This is a genomic window from Intrasporangium zincisolvens (assembly GCF_034724055.1).
GTDB lineage: Bacteria > Actinomycetota > Actinomycetes > Actinomycetales > Dermatophilaceae > Monashia > Monashia zincisolvens.
The window spans coordinates 367973-390748 of the sequence record NZ_JAWIIL010000003.1; the positions used below are offsets into that span (position 1 = coordinate 367973).

The following is a 22776-nucleotide window of genomic DNA, read 5'->3' on the forward strand; positions in this document are numbered from 1 at the left end:
CACTCGCGCCCCCCTCTCATCGAGTGAGCACTGAGTCCCACCCGCCCCACCAGCGTCCCGTCGGATTGTCCGCATCGAGTGAGCACTCGGTCCCACCAGTCCCATTCGCCGCCGGCGTCCCTCGGCGCACCCCATCGAGTGAGCACTCGGTCCCACCAGTCTCATCCGCCTCAGGCGCGCTGTGACGGATGGGATTTCGTGCTCACTCGATGAGATGGGGGGCCGCCGCCGGGCGGTGGGCCGGGTGTGATGGGCGGGGTTTGGTGCTCACTCGATGAAGGACGGGGAACGTCGAGTGCCCAGTCCCCGGCGTGGGGGACTGGGCACTCCGTCGTGTGGTCGTGCGGTGCGGTCGTGGCGGGTCAGCCGGCCTTGACGGCGAGCACCGGGCACGACGCGTCGAGCAGGAGCCGCTGGGCCGTCGACCCGAGGAGCAGCTTGCCGACGGGCGAGCGGTGCCGGATGCCGATGACGAGCATCCGCGGCGCCTCGGCGTCGATGATCGACAGGATCGCGTCGGCGGGGTCGGTGCCGTGCTCGACTCGGCGCACCTCGTGCTCGACACCGGACTCGGCGAGGTCGGCGTCGAGGCGGGTGAGGTCGCGGCCCTCGGCGCGGTGGGCGTCGACGAGCTTGTCGTCGCGGGACATGTTGACGACGAGGACGCGGTCGCCGTGGACCCTGGCCTGGGCGGTCGCGGCCGCGAGCGCGGCCTCGCCCTGCGGCGTCGGGATGTAGCCGACGAGGATCGTCATGCCGCCACCTCCTCGCGCACCTCGGCCAGGAGGCCCGAGCCCGGGCCACCCTTGCCGCCGCGGACCGTGCGGATAAGCCTCGCGATGAGCGGCCAGAGGATCGCCAGGGCGATGATGCCGTAGCAGGCCCAGGCCACCGGGCCGCCGACGAGGCCGCTGATGTCGCCGTGCGACAGCTGCAGCGAGCGCCGCAGGTGCAGCTCGGCGATCGGGGCCAGGATGACGCCGATGATGAGCGGCAGCACCGGCAGGCCGAAGCGGCGGATCGCGAACCCGACGAGGCCGATGCCGAGGAGCAGGTAGAGGTCGAAGGCCTGGCCGTTGACCGCCCACGCGCCCATCGTCGCGAAGAAGAGGATGCCGGCGTAGAGGTAGGGCCTCGGGATCTGGAGGAGCTTGGCCCACAAGGGCGCCAGTGGCAGGTTGAGCAGCAGCAGCAGCGTGTTGCCGACGAAGAGGCTGGCCACGAGCGTCCACACGAGGACAGGCTGCTTCTCGATGAGCAGCGGCCCGGGCTCGAGACCGCGACCCTGCAGGAACGTGAGGATGATCGCGGCCGTCGCGTTGGTCGGCAGGCCGATGGCGAGCAGCGGCACGAGCGTGCCCGCGGCGGACGCGTTGTTGGCGGCCTCGGGACCGGCGACGCCCTCGATGGCGCCGTGGCCGAACTGCTCGGGGTGCTTGGTCAGCTTGCGCTCGGCGACGTAGGACAGGAACGTCGGCACCTCTGCGCCGCCGGCGGGGATGGCGCCGAAGGGGAAGCCGAGGGCGGTGCCGCGCAGCCACGGCTTCCACGAGCGCTTCCAGTCCTCGCGCCCCATCCACGGCTGGCCGACGGGGATGACGCCGGCTGCCTTGCGCCGCAGGTGCGCGGCGACCCAGAGGGCCTCGCCGACGGCGAAGAGCCCGACGGCCACCACGACGATGTCGATGCCGTCGGCCAGCTGCGGGATGCCGAAGGTCATGCGCTGCTGGCCGGTGACCTTGTCGATGCCGATGATGCCGATGGACAGGCCGACGAGCAGCGCCGCGAAGCCGCGCAGGCGGGACGAGCCGAGCACCATGCTCGCGCCGACGAACGCCAGCATGATGATGGCGAAGTACTCGGGGGAGCCGAGCTCGATGGCGAAGGCGACGACCTGCGGCATGACGAGCACGAGCAGGACCGTGGCGATGGTGCCGGCGACGAACGAGCCGATGGCTGCCGTCGCGAGGGCCTGGGCGGCGCGTCCGACCTTGGCCATCTTGTTGCCCTCGAGCGCGGTGACCACGGAGGAGGACTCGCCGGGGGTGTTGAGCAGGATCGAGGTCGTCGACCCGCCGTACATGCCGCCGTAGAAGATGCCGGCGAACATGATGAGCGCCTGGGTCGTGTCGAGCGAGAACGTGATCGGCAGCAGCAGGGCGACCGTCATGGCCGGGCCGATGCCCGGCAGCACGCCGACCGCGGTGCCGACGATGACCCCGATGAACGCGAAGAGCAGGTTCAGCGGCGTCATGACGTGCGCGAAGCCGTCGATGAGGTGGTTGAGGTTGTCCATCAGAGGATTCCTTGGAGGATGCCGGCGGGCAGGTTGACGCCGAGCCCGATGGCGAACGCGTAGAAGGTGGCCAGCGAGATCGCGAGCCCGACGAGCAGGCCGCGCACGTGGTGCCGGTTGCCGAGCGCGAGGGCCGAGCCGGAGAAGAGGAGCGTGCCGGCGATGACCCAGCCGAGCGTCTCCATGAGGGCGGCGCTCACGCCGAAGACGACGACGAGCAGGCCGACGGTCTTCCAGTCGGCCTTGGCGCCGAGGTCGACGTCCTCGCCCTCGTCGGAGGCGCCCACGCCTCCGCGGTGGATGTCGATGGCGTAGAAGACCGAGACGATGAGCAGCAGGACGCCGAGGACCGTCGGGACGACCTTGGGGCCGAGCGAGTCGTTGCTGCTGGCGACGGGCTCGAGCTGGGCCGCGTTGACGAGCAGGAGGATGCCGAGCCCGACGAGGGCCGCGCACATTCCGTACTGTGCGCGGTCCCCGCCCTGCTTCTCGACGTCCTTCGCCTCGGCCGGGGCGCCGGTGCGGTCGGAGGTCGTGTCGGTCATCGTCAGCTCGTCAGCCCGAGGCCGGTGAGGATGTCGGCGACGTCCTGGTCCTGCGCCTTGAGGAAGGCGCCGAACTGGTCGCCGGTCTCGAAGGCGTCGGTCCAGCCGCGCTTCTCGAGCTCGGCCTTCCAGGCGTCGGAGCCGTGCATCTTGGTCAGGGCGTCGACCCAGACCTGCTTGTCGGCGGCCGAGATCTCCGGCGGTGCGACGATGCCGCGCCAGTTGGTGAAGGTGAAGTCGATGCCCGACTCCTTGACCGTCGGCACGTCGGGGAGGGCGTCGATGCGCTTGTCGCTCGTGACGGCGAGGACCCGGATCGAGCCGGACTTGACCTGCTCGAGGAACTCGCCGAAGCCGCTGGCGCCGAAGGCGATCTTGTTGCCGAGGATCGCCGGGAGCAGCTCGCCGCCGCCGTCGTAGGAGATGTACGAGACCTTGGTCGGGTCGATGCCGGCGGCCTTGGCCAGCTGCATCGGCAGGAGGTGGTCGGGGCCGCCGGGGCTGGAGCCGCCGCCGACGTTGATCTTCGAGGGGTCCTTCTTCCAGGCGTCGACGAGGCTCTTGAGGTCCTGGTAGGGCGAGTCCTTGGGCACGACGATCGCGCCGGCCTCCTCGATCAGCTTGGCGATCGGGGTCGTGTCGGCGAGGGTCGCCTTCGACTTCTGCGTGTAGGCCGCGCCGACGACGCCGAGGCCCATCTGCATGGCGAGCTTGCCGTTGCCCTTCTCGTTGACGACGCGCTGCAGGCCCACGGTGCCGCCGGCGCCGGGGAGGTTGAAGACCTGGATCGAGTTGGTGATCTTCTGGTTCTCCATGACCTGGGCCACGGTGCGGGCGGTGGTGTCGTAGCCGCCGCCGGGGCTGTTGGGGACCATGATCTGCAGGCTCGACGCGGGGCCGGCGGCGGCGCCGGTGGACGAGCCGTCCTTCTTGGCGGTGGCGCCGCAGGCGGAGAGGGCGAGGGCCCCGGCCGCGGTGAGGGCCACGAGGGCGGCGACGCGTCGGCCCCGGGTGCTCCGGGTGCTGTGGGTGCCGGGACGGGCAGTGCTGTGAGTGCTCATCGTTGAGATCTCTTTCGCGATCTTGGGCTGGAACGGCATGATCGTGCCCGCGTCCCGGACGGGTGTCGCCGTTGTGTCACCAATGAAGGTTGAGTTCGTTGTGGTCAAGCAGAGCACGGGCCGATGGTTCGGTCGGCTGACCCTCACGGGGCAGCTGCTCGCCGTGCAGATGCTCATTCTCGTCGGTGTGCTCGTGGCCGTCGGTCTCGTCTCACTGGCGCAGTCGGAGGCGACGTTCACCCGCACGGAGGGGCGCCGGGTGTCGGCCATCGCCGAGCAGCTGGCGAGCACGCCGATCGTGCGCACCGAGATGGCGCCCGGCGGGGTGCCCAACGTGCTGCCGAGCCTCGTGCAGTCGATCGTCACGCAGTACAACGTCACGTCGATGAGTGTCGCCGACGCCGACGAGATGGTGCGGGTGTCCTCGGACCCGACGCTCGAACGGTCGCCCATGCCGGTCGGTTCGCCGGCGGTCGCCAACGGGGCCAGCTGGACCGGGGTCATGGAGATCGGTGGCGAACGGATGCTCGTCGCCCAGAGCCCGCTGCTGTCGGTGCCCGACCCGTCGATCAAGGAGCCGCAGCTGCCGGTCGGGACGCAGCTGGGGACCGTGATGATCGCCGAGCACATGCCCTCGGCGCTCGACCGGCTCCAGGGCGCGTCGGCCTACCTGCCCACCTACCTCGGCATCGCGTTCGTCGTCGGCGGCCTCGGCTCGTGGCTGCTGGCGCGACGCCTCAAGCGCCAGACGCTCGGGCTCGAGCCGGCCGAGATCACCGGCCTCGCCGAGAGCCGTGAGGCGATGCTCTTCGGCCTCGCCGAGGGCGTCGTGGCGCTCGACACGAACGAGCGGATCACGTTGGTGAACAACGTCGCCCAGCGTCTGCTCGACCTCCCGGAGCACGTCGTCGGGATGCGCCTCGATGACCTGCCCATCGGTCCGCGCTTGCGCGACGTGCTGCGCGGCGTCCCCGACGCCGACGCGTCCGAGGGCGCCGACGCGTCGGTGGGTGACGCCTCCCGGCTGACGGGCGGTGACGCGTCCGACGCGACGGGTGACGACGCGTCGGGCCCCACGGTGCCGCGCGACCAGGTGGTGCTGCGGCGGGGGCGGGTCCTCGTCATGAACCGCATGGAGGTGAGCAAGGACGGGCGGCCGCTCGGGTCGGTGACGACTCTTCGCGACCGCACCGAGCTGGCCGACCTCGAGCGCGAGATCGGGTCGTTCCGCAGCACCACCGAGCTGCTCCGCGCGCAGGCGCACGAGTTCGCCAACCAGCTGCACACCATCTCGGGGCTCATCCAGCTCGGCGAGTACGACGAGGTTGTCGGCTACGTCGACTCGGTGAGCGAGCACCGGGCCCAGCTCGACGTCGCCGTGTCCCGACGCGTCCGCGACACCGCCATCGCAGCCCTGCTCATGGCCAAGGCCGCCCAGGCCACCGAGCGACGCGTCGAGCTGCGGGTGTCCGACGAGACGTCCGTCGGGCGCCTCGCCCAGCGCGACTCCGCCGACGTGTCCGCCGTCGTCGGCAACCTCGTCGACAACGCCATCGACGCCGCGGCCACCTCTGCCGGGCCGGACCGCTGGGTCGAGCTGACGATCCGCCAGGACGCGTCGGCCGTCGAGGTCAGCGTCGTCGACTCGGGCCCCGGGGTCGCGCCCGAGGTCGTCACCGAGGTGTTCACGCACGGGTTCACGACGAAGGCCGCGCAGGCCGGCGAGCGCGGCATCGGACTGGCGCTGACGCGTCTGATCTGTCAGCGTCGGGGCGGCGAGGTCGATGTCGAGAACACCCCCGACGGCGCCCGGTTCGTGGCCCGCCTCACCGTCGAGGCGGGCGCCCCGCAGGGCGAGGAGAAGCGATGATCAGCGTGCTCGTCGTCGACGACGACTTCATGGTGGCCCGGATCCACCGTGGGTTCGTCGAGCGGGTCGAGGGCTTCGAGGTCGTCGGCACCGCCCGCTCCGGCGACGAGGCGCTCGGCCTCGTCGGTGAGCTCGAGCCCGACCTCGTGCTGCTCGACCTGTACCTGCCCGACGCGTTCGGCCTCGACCTCGTGACGCGGATGCGGGCGTCGGGTGCGTCGTGCGACGTGCTCGTCATCACCGCGGCCAAGGAGGCCGACGCCGTGCGGCGCGCCGTGCGCGAGGGAGTCGTCGGCTACCTGCTCAAGCCGTTCGCCTTTCCCGACCTCGAGCAGCGGCTCCAGACGTACGCGTCGGAGCGGGCGCGCGGACTCGCCGACGACGACCTCACCCAAGCACGGATCGACGCGGCGTTCGCGTCGGCGCCGGGTGGCACGCGTCCGTCGGCGCCGCTGCCCAAGGGGCTGAGTGCCGAGACCGCGGAGGCCGTGGCCGTCGCGCTGCGCGGCGCCGGCGACACGCTGTCTGCCACGGAATGCGCTGAGGCCGTGGGGATCTCGCGGGTCAGCGCGCGCCGTTACCTCGAGCACTTCGCGTCGGGCGGGCAGGCCGACGTGTCGCTGCGCTACGGCGCGACCGGTCGCCCCGAGCGTCGCTACCGCTGGGCCTGAACGGCCGGCGGCGACGACGCCCGGGGCCCGCGTCAGCGGACGGTGACCCTGCGCAGGGCGCTGCTCGACCCGACGAGGGCCGACGAGCCGCGGTAGACCCACATGTAGTCGACCGACGCGGTGGGCTTGTGCGCGTAGGAGAACGCGCCCGTGGAGCTCGACGTGCGGGTCGTCGTGAGGGTCCACGTCGAGGTGCCGACCCGACGCCAGTAGAGCTGCATCGCCGCGCCGCCGACGCCCTTGCCGGTGTCCTTGCGCACGATCCGGCCGCTCAGCGTGACCGCGTAGCCCTTGCGGACCGTGGTGACGTTGGAGGTGATCGACTCCGCGGTGCCGACGACTCGGGCCCACGAGCCCGCGCTGTAGTGGCCGGTGCGGTCCTTGACCCAGATCCGGAAGGTGTACGTCGTGCCCTGGGCCAGGGAGACGGTCGCCTTCGTCGCGGTGCCGGAGTAGGCGCTCGTGCCCGCGTAGATGTTGGCGGGCGGTGTGGTGCCGGCGGCCATCCGCACGATGTAGCGGTCGAGGTCGTTGACGTGCGGCGCATTCCACGTCAGGGTCGCCGCGCGCAGGGCGCCGGTGGCCTTGAACGCGCCGACGGCCGGTGGAGCGGTGTCGGCGGTGCGGAACGTGCTCGAGTACGCCGTGGTCATCGACGCGCCCGACGTGTCCTTCACGCCGGAGACGTTGAGCCGGTAGGGCGCCCAGTCGTAGAGGGCTGTCGACGGCTTGACCGTGGCGGTCCGCTTGGCGGCGTCGTAGGACACCGTGGCGGGGACGGCCGCGCCGGTGCGGCCGTTGACGAGACGCACCGTGGAGGCGCTGACCGTCGACGGGACGGCGTCACGCACGAAGGTCACGGTCGGCGCCGTCGTGATCGGCAGCCCGCTGCCGAAGTCCGCCGGCCAGGTGCTCCGCACCCACAGGGGTGGCTGGACGGACGTGGTGGGAGCCGTCGCGTTGCGCAGCACGGCGACGCCGTTCGGTGTCATGGCCGCGGCGTCGGGCCGTCCGTCGCCGTCGAGGTCTCCGACGGACAGACCGCCACCGTCGATGTCGCCCGCATCGTTGAGGGTGGTGGTCACCGGGGCGTCCCACGTGCCGTCGCCCTTCCCGGCCAGCGTCGCCATCAGCGGGGCGCTTCCTGTGTGGAGGGTGACGAGGTCGGGCCGGCCGTCACCCGTCAGGTTCGCGGCTTCCAGCGACAGGGCGTTCGCCGGGAGCCCAGTCCTCGTCGGCGGCTCGAGCGTCCCGTCGGCTGCCTGCAGCCAGGTGTACACCGACGACGTGGGGTCCGTCGCCAGCCAACCCGGGTGCAGGCCGACGACGTCGTTGCGCCCGTCACCGTTGACGTCGACGACCTCGACGTCGCAGACCCCCTCCGTCGTCCCCGTGGCGCCACCGGGGAACGGGACGACGAGCTGCCAGCCCTCTGCGCCGTTGTGCATGACCCTGAGATCGCCACCGGCGGTACCGACGACGTCGACCCGTCCGTCACCGTCGACGTCGCCGATCGCCGTGTCGCAGTAGGCGGTCGTGCGGTCCCGGATGGCCTCCGTGTAGGTGCCGTCGGGGTTCCGGATGCGCACGGACAGCGTCGCGTTCATCGTCGCGGTAAGATCCGGCAGGCCGTCGCTATTTAGATCACCGGCAGCGACTAGGCCCACCTGGGTGCCGGCCAGCTGGGCGAGGTACTGCGCGGACTTCAGCGTCCCGTCGGCGCCCTGGCGCAGCACCTGGAGGCCCGCGAAGGTGGCGACGAGCAGGTCGAGGCGGCCGTCGCCGTCCTCGTCCACCGCAGCGAGCCTGCGCGGCTGGCCCTCGTCCCGGACGGAGTAGAACGTGCCGTCGTCGAGGTCGCCGGTCGGCGTCTGGGCGTAGACGATGACGCCGTGGGGAACGGCCCCGTCGTCGTTCACCGCGTCGACGATCGCGACGAGGTCGGCGCGCCCATCACTGGTGACGTCCGCGACGACCGTGCTGCCGTCCTGCGGGGTCGGCTGGTGCTTCCACGTCGGGGCCTCGAGGAGCGCCCCGGGCCTCGGCGTGACGGTCACCGTGTAGGGGCGCGCGTCGCGCGCGCCGTTGTAGTTGGTCACCTTGATGTACGAGGCGCCCATCTGCGGCGTGAAGCCTGCGACCTCGCTGACACCCGGCCCGCGATGGTCGTTCACGGTGACCTCTCGGAGGTTCTGGTCGTAGACGGTGACGACCGGGTCGAGGTTCGAGGACAGGTTGGTGTTGAGTCCGGCCGGCTTGACCGCGACGGTCACGGGCTGCGTCGTACTGGCGTCGTAGCGATACCAGTCGGCGTCACCCTCGACCCCGATCGATCCGCTCAGTGTGCCGGTGAGCGCGATGGCACGGGTGGGGGTGTCGTTCGGCTCGTCGGCGCCGGCAGACGGCTGTGCGAGATCGGCTGCCCAGCCACCTCCGAGCGCGTTCGTCGCATCGACGAGCCCCGCGCCGTAGTACGGGTCGATGCCTCGCGGACCGGCGTCCCGCGCCGTCGACCGCAGCCGCGCTAGCACCTGCGCCGGGGTCAGGGAAGGGGTCTGCGTCCGCATCAGTGCCACCACTCCGGCGGTGATCGGTGCGGAGAAGGACGTGCCGTCGGCGATGGCGTACCCACCGCCCATGGCGGTCGACTCGATGCCGAAGCCGGGCGCCGCCACGTCGACCCACGAACCGTGCGAGCTGAAGTCGGTGAGTGACCCTGCCGTGTCGGTGGCGGAAACCGCGATCGCCTCGCTGTAGGCGGCCGGGTACTGCGGCACGTCGTCGCCGTCGTTGCCCGCGGCCGCCACGACGACGGCGCCCTTGCCCACGGCGTAGCGCACGGCGTCATGGAGCGCCGGGCTGTCGCCGTCGCCACCGAGCGAGAGGTTGATGATCCGGGCGCCGTGGTCCACGGCCCAGGTCATTCCCTCGATGACGTCGGAGTCGTTTCCGCTGCCGAAGGAGTCGAGCACCTTCACCGGCATGACGCGGGCGTTCCACGCCACCCCGGCGATGCCGTCGCCGTTGTTCGTCTCGGCCGCGATGATGCCGGCCACCATGGTGCCGTGCCAGTAGTCGTCGCTTGACGCGCCTGCCGGGATCGCGGTATTGGTCAGGGCGTTCCAGCCGGCGACGGTGCGGCCGGTGAGGTCGCTGTGCCGGCCGTCGACGCCCGAGTCGACGACCGCGACGACGGTGTTGAGCGAGCCCTTCGACCGGTCCCAAGCCGTCGGCATCCGCAGGGTCCGCAGGTACGCCTGACCGCCGTAGGGGTACTCGGGATCGTTCGGCGTCGCCGAGGCCTTGCGCACGTAGTCCAAGCTCACGTCGGCGACCGACGGGTCGGCGGACAGGCTGCGGGCCAGAGCCTCGGCGGACCCGGTCGTGTGGACCTTCGTGAAGGACGTGCCCTTGAGGGTGTCGCGCAGGCTCGCACCGCGGCGCTTCACGGCGTGGTCGCGGATCGCCGTCGACGCCGTGGGCTTGAACCGCACGAGGACGGTGTGCGGGTCGTGCGCGCGCTGCGCTCCCTTGGCCGGCACCGGACGCGGCAGCCGCTTGGCCCCGCTCGACGATGTGGCCGGCGCGGCCGGCGCGACCGGTGCGGGGACTGCGGTGGCCGACGTGCTCGGGTGGGTGGGTGCCGCCGTGGCGGCGGACGCGGTGAGAGCCGAGACGGGCGCGACGAGCGCGAGCGTCAGGGCCGTCGCGAGAGGACGGCGACGTGACATGGATGAGCCCCTGTGAGAAGTGGTGGTGCGAGCGCATCATGACAGGTCGCCGACCCCTGCAGCCGTGCTTCGCGACAAGCACTGCATCAACGTGAAACGGGCGCACGAGCGGCCCGCCACCCACAGGGGGAGGTGACGGGCCGCGATCGTGGGGCCCGTGATCGAGAGCCGAGCCGCGCACTTGGGCATTTGCCAGACATACAGGTATATAGCCGGGCATCCTGAGCGCGTGCAGGGGACCCATAACCGCTGGCGGCTCGGCCGCCGCCCGGCGCTCGACGGCGTCCGCGGCGTGGCGATCCTGCTCGTACTGGCCCGACACGGCGGACTTCCCCTAGAGAGCGCGGGGTCCGTGGGTGTCGCGTTGTTCTTCGGGCTGTCCGGGTTCCTCATCACCGAGCTGCTGCTCGAGGAGTTCGAGAAGGACCGGACGATCAGGTTTCGGGCCTTCTACGCCCGCCGGGTGCGCCGGCTGCTGCCGGCACTCGTCGTGTCCATCGCGGCCGTTGCACTGGCCGGGGTCTTCCTCGGCCCGCGGTTCTTCACTTGGCACCACGCGGTGGCAGCGCTGTTCTACGTCGGCAACTGGGTGCTCGTTTCCGGCCTGAGCCTGTCGAGCCTCACGCACACGTGGTCGCTGGCCGTAGAAGAGCAGTTCTATCTCGTGTGGCCGCTGGTGGTGTGGTTCATGGCGCGTCGGGGAAGACGGGCCGTCATGCTCGCCGCGGGCCTCGGGGTGGCACTCGCCCTTGTCTGGTTCGTCTGGGCAGTCGCCACCGGCGTGCCCTGGTACCGGATCTACTTCTCGACGGAGGCTGCGTGCCTTTCGTTGCTCACGGGCGCCGCGACAGCCGCATGGATGGGCCGCCGGTCTGCGCCGATCGTCAAGAGCCGGCTGAGATATGCGGGATGGGTTCTCATCATTGTCGGCGCGGCCCTTCCGGAGATCGCCACCATCACCGTCACTCCTGTGACGACCGCAGTCGCTGTCGCTCTCGTGCTGCCGAGTGCTGCGGGGTCCAGCGACGCCCTTCTGGAGATGCCGATACTTCGCTGGTTCGGCGAACGGTCGTACAGCATCTACCTCTGGAACGGTCCCTCCGCGACCTGGCTGCGCGAGGAGTGGCATTGGCCGTGGTGGGCGCTCTTGCTCGTCGTGATTCCTTCTGGTGTCGCGCTGGGCGCTCTGTCCTATCGATGGGTCGAGGCTCCGTTCCGCCGTCGGCGTGGGGCACTCGGGGCGTCGCGAGACGGTTCTGCCCACGGCCCCGGCAACGGCGGCCCCGGCGCCGACACACGGGGAGTCCAGACCGGCGACGCCCACCCAGAACCCGCTCTCTAGCTCGATCCGCATCGGATGCGTTGCCAGGGTGCGGTCAGTGGCCCGGGAATGGTGAGACGGGCGCACGAACGGCCCGCCACCCACAGGGGGAGGTGACGGGCCGCGATCGTGGGGCGTCGGCCGGCGTGAGGGGTCGCGTGCCGACCGACGCGTTGGTGCGAGGGCGTCGGGCGCCCTCAGATGTGGGCGGCGTCGATCGCCGACTGGAGGCTCTGCTGGTAGGCCTCGCTCGTGTAGGTCGCGCCGCTGACCATGTCGATCTGCGCCGACTGCTTGGAGAGGGCCTCCTTGCGCAGGATGGGTGCCGCGTAGGCGCTGATCCGGGCGGAGTGCCCCGAGCTGTCGGTCAGGTGCAGCGCCGTGACGTCGGTGATGTTCGAGCCGGTCACGGTAATGGCGACCTGCACGTTGCCGTACTGGGTGTTCGCGACGCCGCCGTCGATGGTGCGTGGGCGGAGCGCGGCCGGCTTGGACGTGCTCTTGTTGCTGCTCTTGGACGCGCTCTTCGTGTGGGTCGACGTCGCCGAGCCGTGGGAGGCACCCGAGCCGCGTGACGCGCCGCTCGTCGAGCCGCTCGTCGACGCGGGTGGCGCTGGCGGCGCGGAGAGCGTGACGCCGCCGACGGCGTCGTGCTTCGGCGCCAGGCCTGCGGCCCAGGACGCTCCGATGGCCGTGGCGCTCGCGACGCCGACGATGACCGATGTCGTCTTCCTCACCAGCCGAACCTCTCGTCGTGAATGTGAGGGCCGGGGACGCCGGCCCGGCGGACTGCCTGGTGCACGAGGGACATCCACTGCGGCGGGCCGCAGAGGTACACCTCGTGCTGAGCAAGGTCGGGAACCAGACGTCGCAGGCGATCCGCGTCGGAGCCGTGGCCGCCGACGCCCTCGGGCAGCGACGACCCGGGCACGGGCGGCCCGACGAGCGTCGCGAGGTGGTGGTCGGCGAGCTCCACGAGTGTCTCCAGCTCGTCGTGCAGCGGCAGCTGGCTCGGGTCGTTCGCGCGGTAGACGACCGTGACGTCGCCGGGCAGCGCGTGCCGCTCGGTGACTAGCTCCTCGAGGAGCGCCCGCACCGGGGTGACGCCGATGCCGGCGGCGAGCAGCAGCACCTTGCGCCGCACGCGGGCCCGCGTCGTGAAGGCGCCGTAGGGGCCCTCGACGAGGACGAACGTGCCAGGCTTGAGGTCCGCGATCGCCGACGAGTGGTCGCCGAGGCCGCGGATCGTGATGCGCAGGGTGCGGCCGTCGGGTGCGGCCGACAGGGACCACGGGTGGGCCGCGAGCAGCAGCCGGGGCGTCACGAAGCGCCAGTTGAAGAACTGCCCGGCGCGCACCTGGAGGCGGTCGAGGTGCCGGCCGCGCATGACGACCGACCAGACGCCGTCGGACTCCTCGACGACCTCGGTGACGCGCAGGCCGTGACGGGCGCTGCGCACCACCGGCAGCAGGAGGCGCCACCAGAGCACGCTCGCCGCGACGACGACCCACAGCGTCCACCAGTAGGCGCGCGTCCAGGCCGACGCCGTGAAGTCCGAGCCGAGAGACAGCTCGTGGGGGATGGCGAGCACGGTCGCGGCGTACGCGGTCAGGTGCACGACGTGCCACCACTCGTACGACATGCGGCGCCGGGCGATCTGCACCGACGTCACGGCGATCGCGACGAGCGCGGCCGTGGAGAGGCCTGCCAGAAGCAGGTCGCCGCCACCGAGGACCATCGAGAGCAGCTCGCGCACCCAGCCGACGACGCCGGAGCGGCCGTCGCCGATGGCGGAGCCGACGACGATGGTGCCGACGTGCACGAGCACGAGCGGGACGGTGACCCGGCCGAGGATGCGGTGCGCCTTGAGGGCGCGGTCCATGCCGTAGACACGGTCCACCCACGGCACCCGCGCGGCGAGGACGAGCTGCAGGAGCAGCAGGTCCATCGCGACGAGGCCGGTGAGGCGCCCGACCGCGGTGAGGCGCGCTCCGGCGTCGCCGGACAGCAGGTCGTGGCTGCCGCCGCCGAGGAGGAACTGCGCCACGACGAGCATGAGGGTGGCGATCGCGAGGGCTTCGAGCAGGTCGGCGACGCGGTGGCGCCAGCGCCGGAACTCGGTGCCGCGACGTAGGGCGCCGCGGACACGCTCGTTCGGGCGGCGGCGGACCGCGCTCCGGGATGTCATGGTGTTGCTCACGCAGTCGATGGTCGGCCGCGGATCTCAGAAAGTTATGAGACGAGGAGATGATCGTGGGTCGCATGTCCGACGACCTGCCGGGAGACCTCACCCTGCCGCCGCTGCCCCCGGGGACGGACGGCGCGGGCGGCGGCCGGCGCCTGCTGCTCGTCGAGGACGACTCCGACCTGTCGACGATGCTCGAGCAGCTGCTGAGCGAGGAGGGCTACGCGGTCACCGCGGTGCGCGACGGCCAGGCCGGCCTGCACCAGGGCCTCGTGGGGGAGTGGGACGTGCTCGTCGTCGACCGGGGGCTGCCCGGCATCGAGGGCGTCGACCTCGTGTCGCGGCTGCGGACCAAGGGGCTCGCGGTCCCGGTCCTGTTCCTCACGGCGCGCGGCACCGTCGCGGACCGGGTCGAGGGGCTCGACGCCGGGGCCCAGGACTACGTCGTCAAGCCGTTCGACGTCGACGAGCTGCTGGCCCGGCTGCGCGCGCTGCTGCGGCCCCTCGGCGGCGGTGCGACCGAGCTCGCCGTGGGGTCCCGGCGTCTCGTCGTCGGCGAGCAGCGGGTCGTCGGGGAGGGCGAGGACGTCGTCCTGTCCCGGCGGGAGGCGGCGCTGCTCGAGGTGTTCGCGCGCCGACCCACGCGCGTCTTCACCCGCGACGAGCTGCTCGACCGCGCCTTCGACCGCGCCGACACCCTCGGCGCCGTCGACACCTACGTGCACTACCTGCGACGCAAGCTCGGCAAGCGCGTCGTCGAGACGGTCCACGGCGTCGGCTACCGGCTGGGGTCTCGGTGACGCGGGGTGCCGGGTCGGGTTCTGCCGTGCAGGGGGACCCGGTCGGTCGGGCGGCGCGGTCGATCGCGCTGCGCGTCGGCGCCACGACGGCCCTCGTCGTGCTCCTTGCGATCCTCGGCGCGGGGTTCCTCTTCGACCGGCAGCAGGCCACCGACATCCGCCGCCAGGTCGACGCGTCGGCCGCGACGGTCGACGACGTCGTCGACGCTCCTCCCGGCATCTGGCTCGTCGAGCTGGCGCCGGACGGCACGCGGACGACCACCGGGACGCCCCCCGCGGTGCGTGACGCCGCGGTGGCGGCGCTGCGCGCGGCCGGTACGAACCCCGATCCTGCGACTCCGCACCGCCCGTTCACCATCACCGTCGGTGCGGACGGCCGCGACTGGCCCGCCGCCGGCATCCAGCGCGAGGGGCACACCTTCGCGGCTGTCTACGACATCCGGCTGCACGCGACGCAGGAGCGCAGCCTCCTCACCGCGATGGCCGTGGCCGGCGTCATCGGCGTGGGGCTGTCGGCGCTGACCGGGTGGTTCGCCGGGCGGCGGGCCGTTCGCCCGCTCGCGGTGGCGCTCGACCTGCAACGGCAGTTCATCGCCGACGCCAGCCACGAGCTGCGAACCCCCTTGAGCGTCATCAGCATCCGGGCCCAGATGCTGCGCAGGCACCTGCGCGCGAAGGGGCGCGACGACCTGCTCCCCGAGGTCGACCAGCTCGTCGACGACACGAAGGTCATGAGCGACGTCGTGTCCGACCTGCTGCTGTCCGCGCAGCTCGACGCCGGTGAGGCGACGCGTGAACCGGTCAACCTCGTGCACGTGGCCGAGCAGGTGGGCCGGTCGCTCGAGCCCTACGCTGCCGCGTCGGGGGTGACGCTGACGTGGCCGGAGGCTGCGGTGCGTCGCCCAGTCGTCGTCGACGGGGTGTCGTCCAGCCTCCGGCGGGCGGTGCTGGCCCTCGTCGACAACGCGGTGGCGCACTCGCCCGCGGCGTCCTCGATCGAGGTGCTCGTGTCGGCCGACGAGACGTCGCGCTTCGCCCACGTCGACGTCGTCGACCATGGTGCGGGCGTCGACCCGGAGGACCTCCAGGTGCTGACGCGTCGGTTCGCGCGGGCGCGGGCCGACGAGGGCGCGGGGCGGCGGTTCGGGCTGGGCCTCGCGCTCGTGACCCAGATCGTGCGCTCGCACGGCGGGTCGCTCGATGTCGCCGAGACCGCGGGCGGCGGTGCAACCTTCCGGCTCACGCTGCCGCTCGCCCCCGACGACGACGCCGACCTCGACTGAGCCGCAACGGATCTCGTCCCTGGACACGGAAGAACGCGGGTGTCCCGCCCCGATCGGGTCACCCGCGTCCGTCTGTTCCCGCCTATCAGCGGAGTCGCGACGTCACTTGGTCTTGAAGTAGGCGCTGAGCGTGCTTCCGTCCTGGGTCGTCATGGTCACCTGGTAGCAGACGCCGGCCGTCTTCGGGGTCTGCCAGTTCTGGATGAACTGGCCGGCCGTCGAGTCGTAGCGCAGGCTCGTGCCGCCGGTCGTCGTCAGCTCGATGTCGTCCGTCAGAGCCGTCGTGACGGACGCGCAGTTGATCGTCTTCGTCATGAAGGACTTCACCGACGAGGTGCTCGTCAGCTCGGTGCTTCCGCTGAAGATCTCGAACTTGAGCGGCACCGTGGAACCGCCCTTGACCGTGTTGAGGACGTTGCCCATGTCGACCGGCTGGTAGAACCCGCCGAACCTCCAGGCGGCGATGGTGAACGTCGCCGCGTTGGTGCTCGACCTGTGGTTGATGTCACCGGCCCACGAGGCCGACACCGTCGCCGTGCCCACGTTGGTGTTGTTCGAGTACACCGGCGTGAGGGCGACGTCGGCCATGGCCACGCCCGACACCTTCGCGGTGCACGGGGTGAACGCCGCTCCCGTCCAGACGAACGGACCCGCCGCGCAGGCGATGGTGACCGCCGAGGCTGCCTTGTCGATGGTGAAGGCGCCCGTCCCGGAGGCCGGCTCGTAGTTCCCGCCGCCCGCGAAGGTCGCCGTCGCCGTGACATCACCGGCGTTGACGTTGCCCGGCCCGTAGGCGAGCACCGGGTTCACGCCGTCCAGCTCGGTACCGACACCCTTGACCGAAGCCGTGCACGCGTGTGCCGTGCCGTCGAAGACCACCGTGTTCGGGCAGGTCACCGTGACGACCGGTGTGGCCTTCGCGATGGTGAAGGACCCGGAGCCCGTGGTGCCGGTGTGGTTGTCGTCGCCGGCCCAGGCCGCGGAGGCGTGGGCGGTGCCCGCGTTGACGTTGTCGGTGTACTGGACCGGCAGCCGGCTCGACGACAGTCCGGCCCCGGTGAGGGTCGCGGTGCACGGCTGGAGGGCCGACCCGTCGTAGGTCACCGACGCGGGGCAGCTGACCTCGAGGTTGCTCGGGGCCCGGGTGATCGCGAACGACTGGCTGTCGCTCGCGCCGACGTGGTTGCTGTCACCAGCCCACGTCGCCGAGGCAGACGCGCTGCCCGCACCGGTGTTGTTCGAGTACGAGACGGTGAGGCCGGTTGCCTGCAGACCCGGCCCGGTCAGCGTCGCGGAGCACGGCGTCAGCGCCGAACCCGTGTAGACCATGCTCGCCGGGCAGCTTACCGCGACCGTGCTGGCGGCCTTGGTGATCGAGAAGGTCGCCCCACCCGTCGAACCGTTGTGGTTGGCGTCGCCCGCGAAGTCGGCACGAGCCGATGCGGTGCCGACGTCGACGTTGTCGGTGTGGACGACGGGCGTGATCCCCCCGGTGAGTCCGCCGGCGCCGCTCACGGCGGCCGTGCACGGGGTCAGCGCCAGACCGGTGTAGACCCGCGACTCCGGGCAGCTCACCGTTACGGTGCTGCCCGCCTTGGCGATCGTGAACGATGCGCCACCGAGCGAGGCCTCGTGGTTGGTGTCCCCGGCGTACGAGGCCGACGCCGCAGCGGTGCCGGTGTTGACGTTGTTCGTGTACGTGACCGGGCTGACCGCCTTGTTGAGGCCCCCGACGCCGGTGACCGTGGCCGAGCACGGCTCGATGGCCGCGCCGGTGTAGACGGGGGCATCGGTCGGACACGTCACCGTGACCTCGCTCTTGGCCTTCGAGATCGTGAACGCCTTGTCGCCCGACGAGCCCGCGTGGTTCGCGTCTCCGTCGAAGGTGGCCCAGGCGGTGGCCGTCCCCGCGTTGACGTTGTCGGTGTAGGTGACGTCGACGGGGCTGTTCAGGCCACCGACGCCGGTGACGCTCGCGGAGCAGACGGCGACGGGCGAGCCCGTGTACGTCACCGGCTGGGTGCAGGTGACCGCCACCGCGGACTTGGCCTTGTCGATCGTGAACGACGCACTGTTGGACGCCGGTGCGTGGTTTGCGTCCCCGGCGAAGGAGCCGGTGGCCGTCACGTCCCCGGCGTCCACGTTGCCGTGCGTGCCGTAGTCCAGTGCCACGTCGGCGCCGTCGAGCTCGGTGCTGACACCCTTGACCGTGGCGGTGCAGAGGTGGGCCGAGGCGTCGTACGTGGCAGACGTCGGGCACTGGACGTCGACCGTCGGCTGGAAGCGCGCGATGGCGTACGTCTTCGAGGTCGTCGCGTCGGTGTAGTTGCCGCCACCGGTGAACGTCGCCGTGGCCGTCACCTCGCCGGCGTTGACGTTGCCGTGAGCGCCGTAGGTGATGGCGGCCGTGGCCGAGGCGAGCTCGTCGCCGACACCCTTCACAGTGGCGGTGCACGGGTGGTCGGCGGCGTCGTACGTCGCGTCGTCCGGGCAGGTCAGGGTGACCACGGGGGTCGCCTGCGCGATGGTGAACTCGCCGCGGCCCTCGCCGTCGGAGTAGTTGCCCGACGCCGGAGCGGTGTACGTCGCGATGACGGAGACGTCCCCCGCGTCGACGTTGCCCGTGGTGCCGTAGTCGATGGACGCCGTGGCGCCGTCGAGCTCGGTGCCGACGCCCGTGACGGTCGCCGTGCAGGTGTGGGGGGTGCCGTCGTACGTCGCGGCGTCCGGGCAGTCGACGGTGACGACGGGGGTGGCGCGGCCGATGGCGAAGGTGGCGCTGCCGGAGTCTCCGACGTGGTTGTCGTCACCCGTGTACGTCGCCCACGCGGTGGCGGTACCGGCGTTGACGTTGTCGGTGTACGTGACTCCCGGCACGTCGGCGTCGAGTCCTCCAGCCCCGGTTGCACGCGCGGTGCATGGCGTCTGGGCCGCGCCCGAGTACGTCAGCTGGGTGGTCGGGCAGGTGACCTTGACGCTCGACGCGGCGGGCTGGATGACGAAGCTCGAGCTCGCGGCGTTGCCGGTGTGGTTGTCGTCGCCGTCCCAGGCCGCCGTCACACCGGCCGTGCCGGCGTTGGTGTTGTCGGTGTAGCCGGGGGTGAGCGTGACGGGCGTGTCGATCCCCGCCCCGGTGGCCTCCGCTGAGCAGGGCTGCTGGGCAGCGCCGGTGAAGACGACCGGGGTGGTGTCGCAGGTGATGGTCACCGTCGACGCGGCCTTGGTGATATCGAACGTCGCGGATGCGCTGTCGCCCGTGTGGTTGGCGTCTCCGGCCCAGCCGGCCGACGCGCGCGCCGTCCCGACGAGGATGTTGTGGTCGTAGCTCGGGTCGAGAGCGAGCTGGGTGGTGAACCCCGCGCCGTCCACCGAGGCGGAGCACGGCGTGATTGCAGCTCCGGTGTAGACGTGGGACGCCGGGCAGACCAGCGAGACCGTCGAGGGAGCCTGCGCGATCGTGAAGGTCGTCGTGGCGTCGCTCGGCGTGTGGTTCGCGTCGCCGGCCCACCGCGCGGTGACCGTGGCGGTGCCCGCGTCGGTGTTGTCGGCGTAGGCGACCGTGAGGGCGACCGGGGTCGTGATCCCGGCGCCCGTCGCCGTGGCCGTGCACGGCGTCTGCGCCTGGCCGGTGTAGGTGACGGTGGTCGGCGTGCAGCTGAGGTCGACGCTGGACGGCGCCTTGGCGATGGCGAAGGTGGCCGAGTCGCCGGCCGCGGCGTGGGCGTCGTCACCCGCGAACGCCGCGGAGGCCGTGGCGGTCCCCGCGCCGACGTTGTCCGAGTACGTCACGGGCAGCGTCTGCTCGAAGCCTCCGATGGACGAGACCTTCGCCGTGCACGGGGTGAGCGCCGCGCCGGAGTAGACCTGGCCAGTCGGGCACGTGACCGAGACGACGCTCGCGGCGCGCTGGATCGAGAAGGACTTCGAGTCGCTGCTGGCCGTGTGGTTGGCGTCGCCGGCGAACGTCGCTGCGGCCTTTGCCGTTCCGACTGCGGTGTTCGAGCTGTACGTCGGCGTCAGGGCCGAGTCGAGGCTGCCGGCACCGGTGACGCGGGCCGTGCAGGGGGTGAGGGCGGAGCCGGTCCAGGAGACCGCGCTCGGGCAGGTCACCGTGGTGGACGAGCCGGCCTTGGCGATGACGAAGGTCGCGCTGCCGTTGCTGGCCGAGTGGGTGACGCTACCGGCGAAGGAGGCCGAGGCCGTGGCCGTCCCAGCGGCCGTGTTCGCGCCGTAGGTGACGGGAAGGCTGGTGCTCAGGCCACCGGTGCCGGTGACCGTCGCCGTGCACGGCGTGAGGGCCGAGCCGGTGTAGGTGGTGGCGGTGGAGGGGCACGTGACGGTGGTCGTCGACGACGCCTGGACGATGGAGTACGTCGCGGTCGCGGTGGCGGTCAGCCCGCCGCGGTCGGTGTAGGAGCATGTCGCGGTCTGGCTGCCGATGCCCGACGCCGCGTTCGGCCCGCTGATGGCCGACAGGCTGGGGGCGACGCTCTGGGTCCCGTCCTCGGCGTCGGACACGTCACAGGCCGCGGAGGGGACGGTGCCGAACGCGTAGGCCTGACCGCTCGTGACACCGGTGACCTTCACCGTGGGCGCCGAGTTGGCAGGCGGGTTCACGGTGACGTCGAAGGTGGCCGGAGCGAGGTCGATCGTGTAGCCGGTCGTGTTGCCCGTCTGCGTGAGCGAGATGCGCGTGGTGCCGAGTGCGACGGGGGTGACGGTCACGGGCTTCACGTCACCGCAGCTGGTGAAGGTCACCGAGGAAGGCGAGACGGTCGCCACGCTCGTGTTCGACGACTTGACGGTCGCAGAGAACGTCGACTGGCCGGTCAGGTCACAGCCCGACTTGCCATCGCTGTTCGTGACCCAGACGAGCGTGGTACTGCCCGTTGGGCCGCCGATGTTCAGCGGCATGGCCTCGACGGTCGAGTCGACCGTCGCATCGATGGTGTTCGCGATTCCATCAGCGAGCGCGTTCTGCGCTCCCGCGCCCATCAAGGCGATGGCAGCGGCCAGTGCGGCCAGTCGGCGGCGTGCAGACATACGGGTTCCCCTCCCCAGACGACCATCGACCATTCGCCCCCGAGGGTCGATGTGAGGCTCAAGGTAGGTGGTGGGAAGAGGCGCGTCCCGAGAACAACCGAAATCCGGCAGTTCGGTTGTGCCGCATCATGATTCGCATGTCCGTAATGTCCGATTAAGCCGCATTTCGAACTGAACGCGGGCCCTACTTGCTCATCGTCATCGTGCCGGCGTTCGTCTGCGGAACGCCGCCCACGTTGCCCGTGCTATCCACGTACACCGTCCCCTGGTTGCCGTTGCCGGTGCCCGTCTTGACGACGATGGGTCCGCCGACGAAGTGGAAGTCGGAGGTGCCGTTGAACTCGATCGTGGCCGACTTGCCGTAGATGGCCCCGGTGATTGTCGTGTTGCCGTTGCCCTGGGCCGAGAAGACGTTGGTGTTGTCGCGGTCGTAGATGATCGCGAACCCGGACGGCCAGCCGGCGGGGGCGCCGGCGGGCGCCCCGGTGGGCGCCTTGAGACCGGCGATGACGCCGTTCTTCGCGTCGAGCATGCCGTTCGCACTCTTGAAGTAGAGCGTGACGCCGCCGCTGCTCGTCAGCGTCGTGTTGTTCTTCATCGTCCAGGCGCCGGTGATGGCGTAGGCACCGGCGCTCAACGAGCACGTGCCCTTGAGCTCGACTGCGCCGTAGATGCCGGGGCCGTCGGTGCACGGGTCCGACTTTGCCGACAGGCCCGTGGTCGACAACGGCAGCGACATCGACGCCAACGGGTCCGGGATGACCGGTTCGGTGACGTAGGCAGGGGAGAACTGGCCACCGCTGACCGTTCCGGTGACGCCGATCTTCTGGGAACCCGTCGGGCTGACAGTCCACATGCCGTTGGGGCCGGCGGACAGGTTGCCGTTGAGGTGGATGCTGCCGTTGGTGACGCTGTAGTCGGCGTTGCCCGTGTCCGTCGTGCCGTTGCCGAGGAAGCACAGGGAGCAGGCGCCGACGATCGTGGTGACGACCTTCAGGCTGGACTGGGCCTCTCGGTCGACCGTGAGGTGATCGGAGCCCGACACCATCTGCCCGAGGCCGAGAGGTGAGTTGATGCTGACGTGGTAGTCGAGCGTCAGCGTCCCTGTGGCACAGGACGGCACGAGGTCGACGTTCGGTGAGTTGGGAAGGTTGGCCAGCCGCAGCTGGTCCGCCGCCGTCTCCGCGCTACTCATCAGCGTCATGTCGCCGATGAGGCTGGCACACGTGCCTGACTTGCCGGAGAACACCTTGCCGGCGGCCATGACGGCAGCGTCGGCGGCGGTCTGGGCCTGGCGCTTGTTGACGTACGCCATCCCGAAGTCGGTCACGATGGCGGCGCAGATGCACAACGCGACCATGCAGAACGTAACGATCAGGGTGACGGCGCCGCGTTCGTTGCGATCGATTGGCAGACGCCTCAGGAGAACTCGCACCGGAACACCCCGTCCGCGGTGAGGCGCTTCGTGTTTCCGAGGCCCGGTACGGGGAGCATGACGTTCGCGTCGAAGGCGACGGTGACATAGATGTTGTCGGTGGCTGCCGAGCCTGCGCACGGCTTGGTCGCCGCGCTGCTGCAGACGTTGGTGGCACCAGCCGCAGTGGATCCGCGCTTCACGGTGACTCCCGCCGAAGGGAGCGTGACCAGGGGCTGGGCGGAGTTGACCGCTTCCGTCACGACGTCGCCGCAGGTCCGGTTGCTGTTGTCGACCACGGCGTACCGCGCGGCCTGCCGAGCGGCGTTGCTGAGCGCGAGGTTCTGCGCGAACAGGAACCCGAAGACGATGATGCCGAACAGCAAAAGGAAGAGTACGGGCGCCAGCATGGCGAACTCGACCGCTGTGGCGCCCTGTTCCGGCTGACGCGTGGAGTCGTCTTCGTCTGAATGTGCGGTCGTTCTGATGGCGCCCCGAAGGCGCGCCAACGATCTGATGCCCATAACTCCCCCGAGAAGTATGGTGATGCGCCTCG

16 protein-coding genes are annotated in these 22776 nt (G+C 71.0%); 6 read left to right on the forward strand and 10 right to left on the reverse strand.

All coding sequences use genetic code 11. The features are described from left to right. Positions 1 to 362 precede the first annotated feature (362 nt). From RY076_RS10230 to RY076_RS10245, 4 genes are read right to left on the reverse strand one after another with little or no spacing between them, the layout of a single operon-like run. On the reverse strand, positions 363 to 755 hold the full coding sequence (locus RY076_RS10230) for a universal stress protein (RefSeq protein WP_323097554.1): 393 nt from the start codon (positions 753 to 755) through the stop codon (positions 363 to 365). Further along, entirely contained in the window at positions 752 to 2296 is a 1545-nt protein-coding gene (locus RY076_RS10235; RefSeq protein ID WP_323097555.1) for a tripartite tricarboxylate transporter permease, read from the reverse strand. Before RY076_RS10235 ends, RY076_RS10230 begins: the two co-directional genes overlap by 4 nt. Beyond that, positions 2296 to 2841 carry a tripartite tricarboxylate transporter TctB family protein gene (locus RY076_RS10240; RefSeq protein ID WP_323097556.1) on the reverse strand — a complete coding sequence of 182 codons (546 nt, stop codon included), beginning with the start codon at positions 2839 to 2841 and terminating at the stop codon, positions 2296 to 2298. The genes RY076_RS10235 and RY076_RS10240 overlap by 1 nt, the downstream gene beginning before the upstream one ends. Positions 2842 to 2843: 2 nt before the next feature. Beyond that, positions 2844 to 3902 (reverse strand): Bug family tripartite tricarboxylate transporter substrate binding protein, encoded by a 1059-nt coding sequence (locus RY076_RS10245; RefSeq protein WP_323097558.1) that lies wholly within the window; start codon positions 3900 to 3902, stop codon positions 2844 to 2846. An 82-nt stretch (positions 3903 to 3984) separates the two neighbouring features. On the opposite strand from RY076_RS10245, the gene RY076_RS10250 reads away from it, so the two are divergent. Together RY076_RS10250 and RY076_RS10255 are read left to right on the forward strand one after the other, a co-directional pair. After that, the gene (locus tag RY076_RS10250; RefSeq protein WP_413785759.1) at positions 3985 to 5772 is read left to right on the forward strand and encodes a sensor histidine kinase; all 1788 of its coding nucleotides are present in this window, start codon (positions 3985 to 3987) and stop codon (positions 5770 to 5772) included. Beyond that, entirely contained in the window at positions 5769 to 6443 is a 675-nt protein-coding gene (locus RY076_RS10255; protein ID WP_323097560.1) for a response regulator, read from the forward strand. The genes RY076_RS10250 and RY076_RS10255 overlap by 4 nt, the downstream gene beginning before the upstream one ends. 32 nt (positions 6444 to 6475) lie before the next feature. On the opposite strand, the gene RY076_RS10260 is transcribed toward RY076_RS10255, so the two are convergent. Beyond that, positions 6476 to 10174, reverse strand: a complete 3699-nt coding sequence (locus tag RY076_RS10260; RefSeq protein ID WP_323097561.1) for a S8 family serine peptidase — start codon at positions 10172 to 10174, stop codon at positions 6476 to 6478. Positions 10175 to 10331: 157 nt separating this feature from the next. Between RY076_RS10260 and RY076_RS10265 the strand changes: the two genes are divergently transcribed. Beyond that, positions 10332 to 11516 carry an acyltransferase family protein gene (locus RY076_RS10265; RefSeq protein ID WP_323097562.1) on the forward strand — a complete coding sequence of 395 codons (1185 nt, stop codon included), beginning with the start codon at positions 10332 to 10334 and terminating at the stop codon, positions 11514 to 11516. Positions 11517 to 11692: 176 nt separating this feature from the next. Here the strand turns inward: RY076_RS10265 and RY076_RS10270 are convergent, their stop codons facing one another. Together RY076_RS10270 and RY076_RS10275 are read right to left on the reverse strand one after the other, a co-directional pair. Then, positions 11693 to 12232, reverse strand: a complete 540-nt coding sequence (locus RY076_RS10270) for an FMN-binding protein (protein WP_323097563.1) — start codon at positions 12230 to 12232, stop codon at positions 11693 to 11695. Continuing rightward, the gene (locus RY076_RS10275; RefSeq protein ID WP_323097564.1) at positions 12229 to 13695 is read right to left on the reverse strand and encodes a ferredoxin reductase family protein; all 1467 of its coding nucleotides are present in this window, start codon (positions 13693 to 13695) and stop codon (positions 12229 to 12231) included. Before RY076_RS10275 ends, RY076_RS10270 begins: the two co-directional genes overlap by 4 nt. A 62-nt stretch (positions 13696 to 13757) precedes the next feature. Here RY076_RS10275 and RY076_RS10280 point away from each other — a divergent pair, with 62 nt between their 5' ends. After that, positions 13758 to 14480 carry a response regulator transcription factor gene (locus tag RY076_RS10280; protein ID WP_413785767.1) on the forward strand — a complete coding sequence of 241 codons (723 nt, stop codon included), beginning with the start codon at positions 13758 to 13760 and terminating at the stop codon, positions 14478 to 14480. Between the two features lie 26 nt (positions 14481 to 14506). After that, on the forward strand, positions 14507 to 15763 hold the full coding sequence (locus RY076_RS10285; protein ID WP_323097566.1) for a sensor histidine kinase: 1257 nt from the start codon (positions 14507 to 14509) through the stop codon (positions 15761 to 15763). 102 nt (positions 15764 to 15865) lie between these two features. Here the strand turns inward: RY076_RS10285 and RY076_RS10290 are convergent, their stop codons facing one another. Next, positions 15866 to 20488, reverse strand: coding sequence for a PxKF domain-containing protein (locus tag RY076_RS10290; protein ID WP_323097567.1), 4623 nt, complete (start codon positions 20486 to 20488; stop codon positions 15866 to 15868). Here RY076_RS10290 and RY076_RS10295 point away from each other — a divergent pair. Continuing rightward, positions 20442 to 20861: a hypothetical protein gene (locus RY076_RS10295; protein ID WP_323097568.1), complete on the forward strand. Its 420-nt coding sequence runs from the start codon at positions 20442 to 20444 to the stop codon at positions 20859 to 20861. The two genes, RY076_RS10290 and RY076_RS10295, sit on opposite strands and share 47 nt — an antisense overlap. Before the next feature lie 129 nt (positions 20862 to 20990). Here the strand turns inward: RY076_RS10295 and RY076_RS10300 are convergent, their stop codons facing one another. Both RY076_RS10300 and RY076_RS10305 read right to left on the reverse strand, forming a co-directional pair. Further along, complete coding sequence (locus RY076_RS10300) at positions 20991 to 22241, reverse strand: pilus assembly protein TadG-related protein (RefSeq protein ID WP_323097569.1); 1251 nt, start codon at positions 22239 to 22241, stop codon at positions 20991 to 20993. Continuing rightward, positions 22226 to 22744 carry a TadE/TadG family type IV pilus assembly protein gene (locus tag RY076_RS10305; RefSeq protein WP_323097570.1) on the reverse strand — a complete coding sequence of 173 codons (519 nt, stop codon included), beginning with the start codon at positions 22742 to 22744 and terminating at the stop codon, positions 22226 to 22228. Before RY076_RS10305 ends, RY076_RS10300 begins: the two co-directional genes overlap by 16 nt. Positions 22745 to 22776 lie beyond the last annotated feature (32 nt).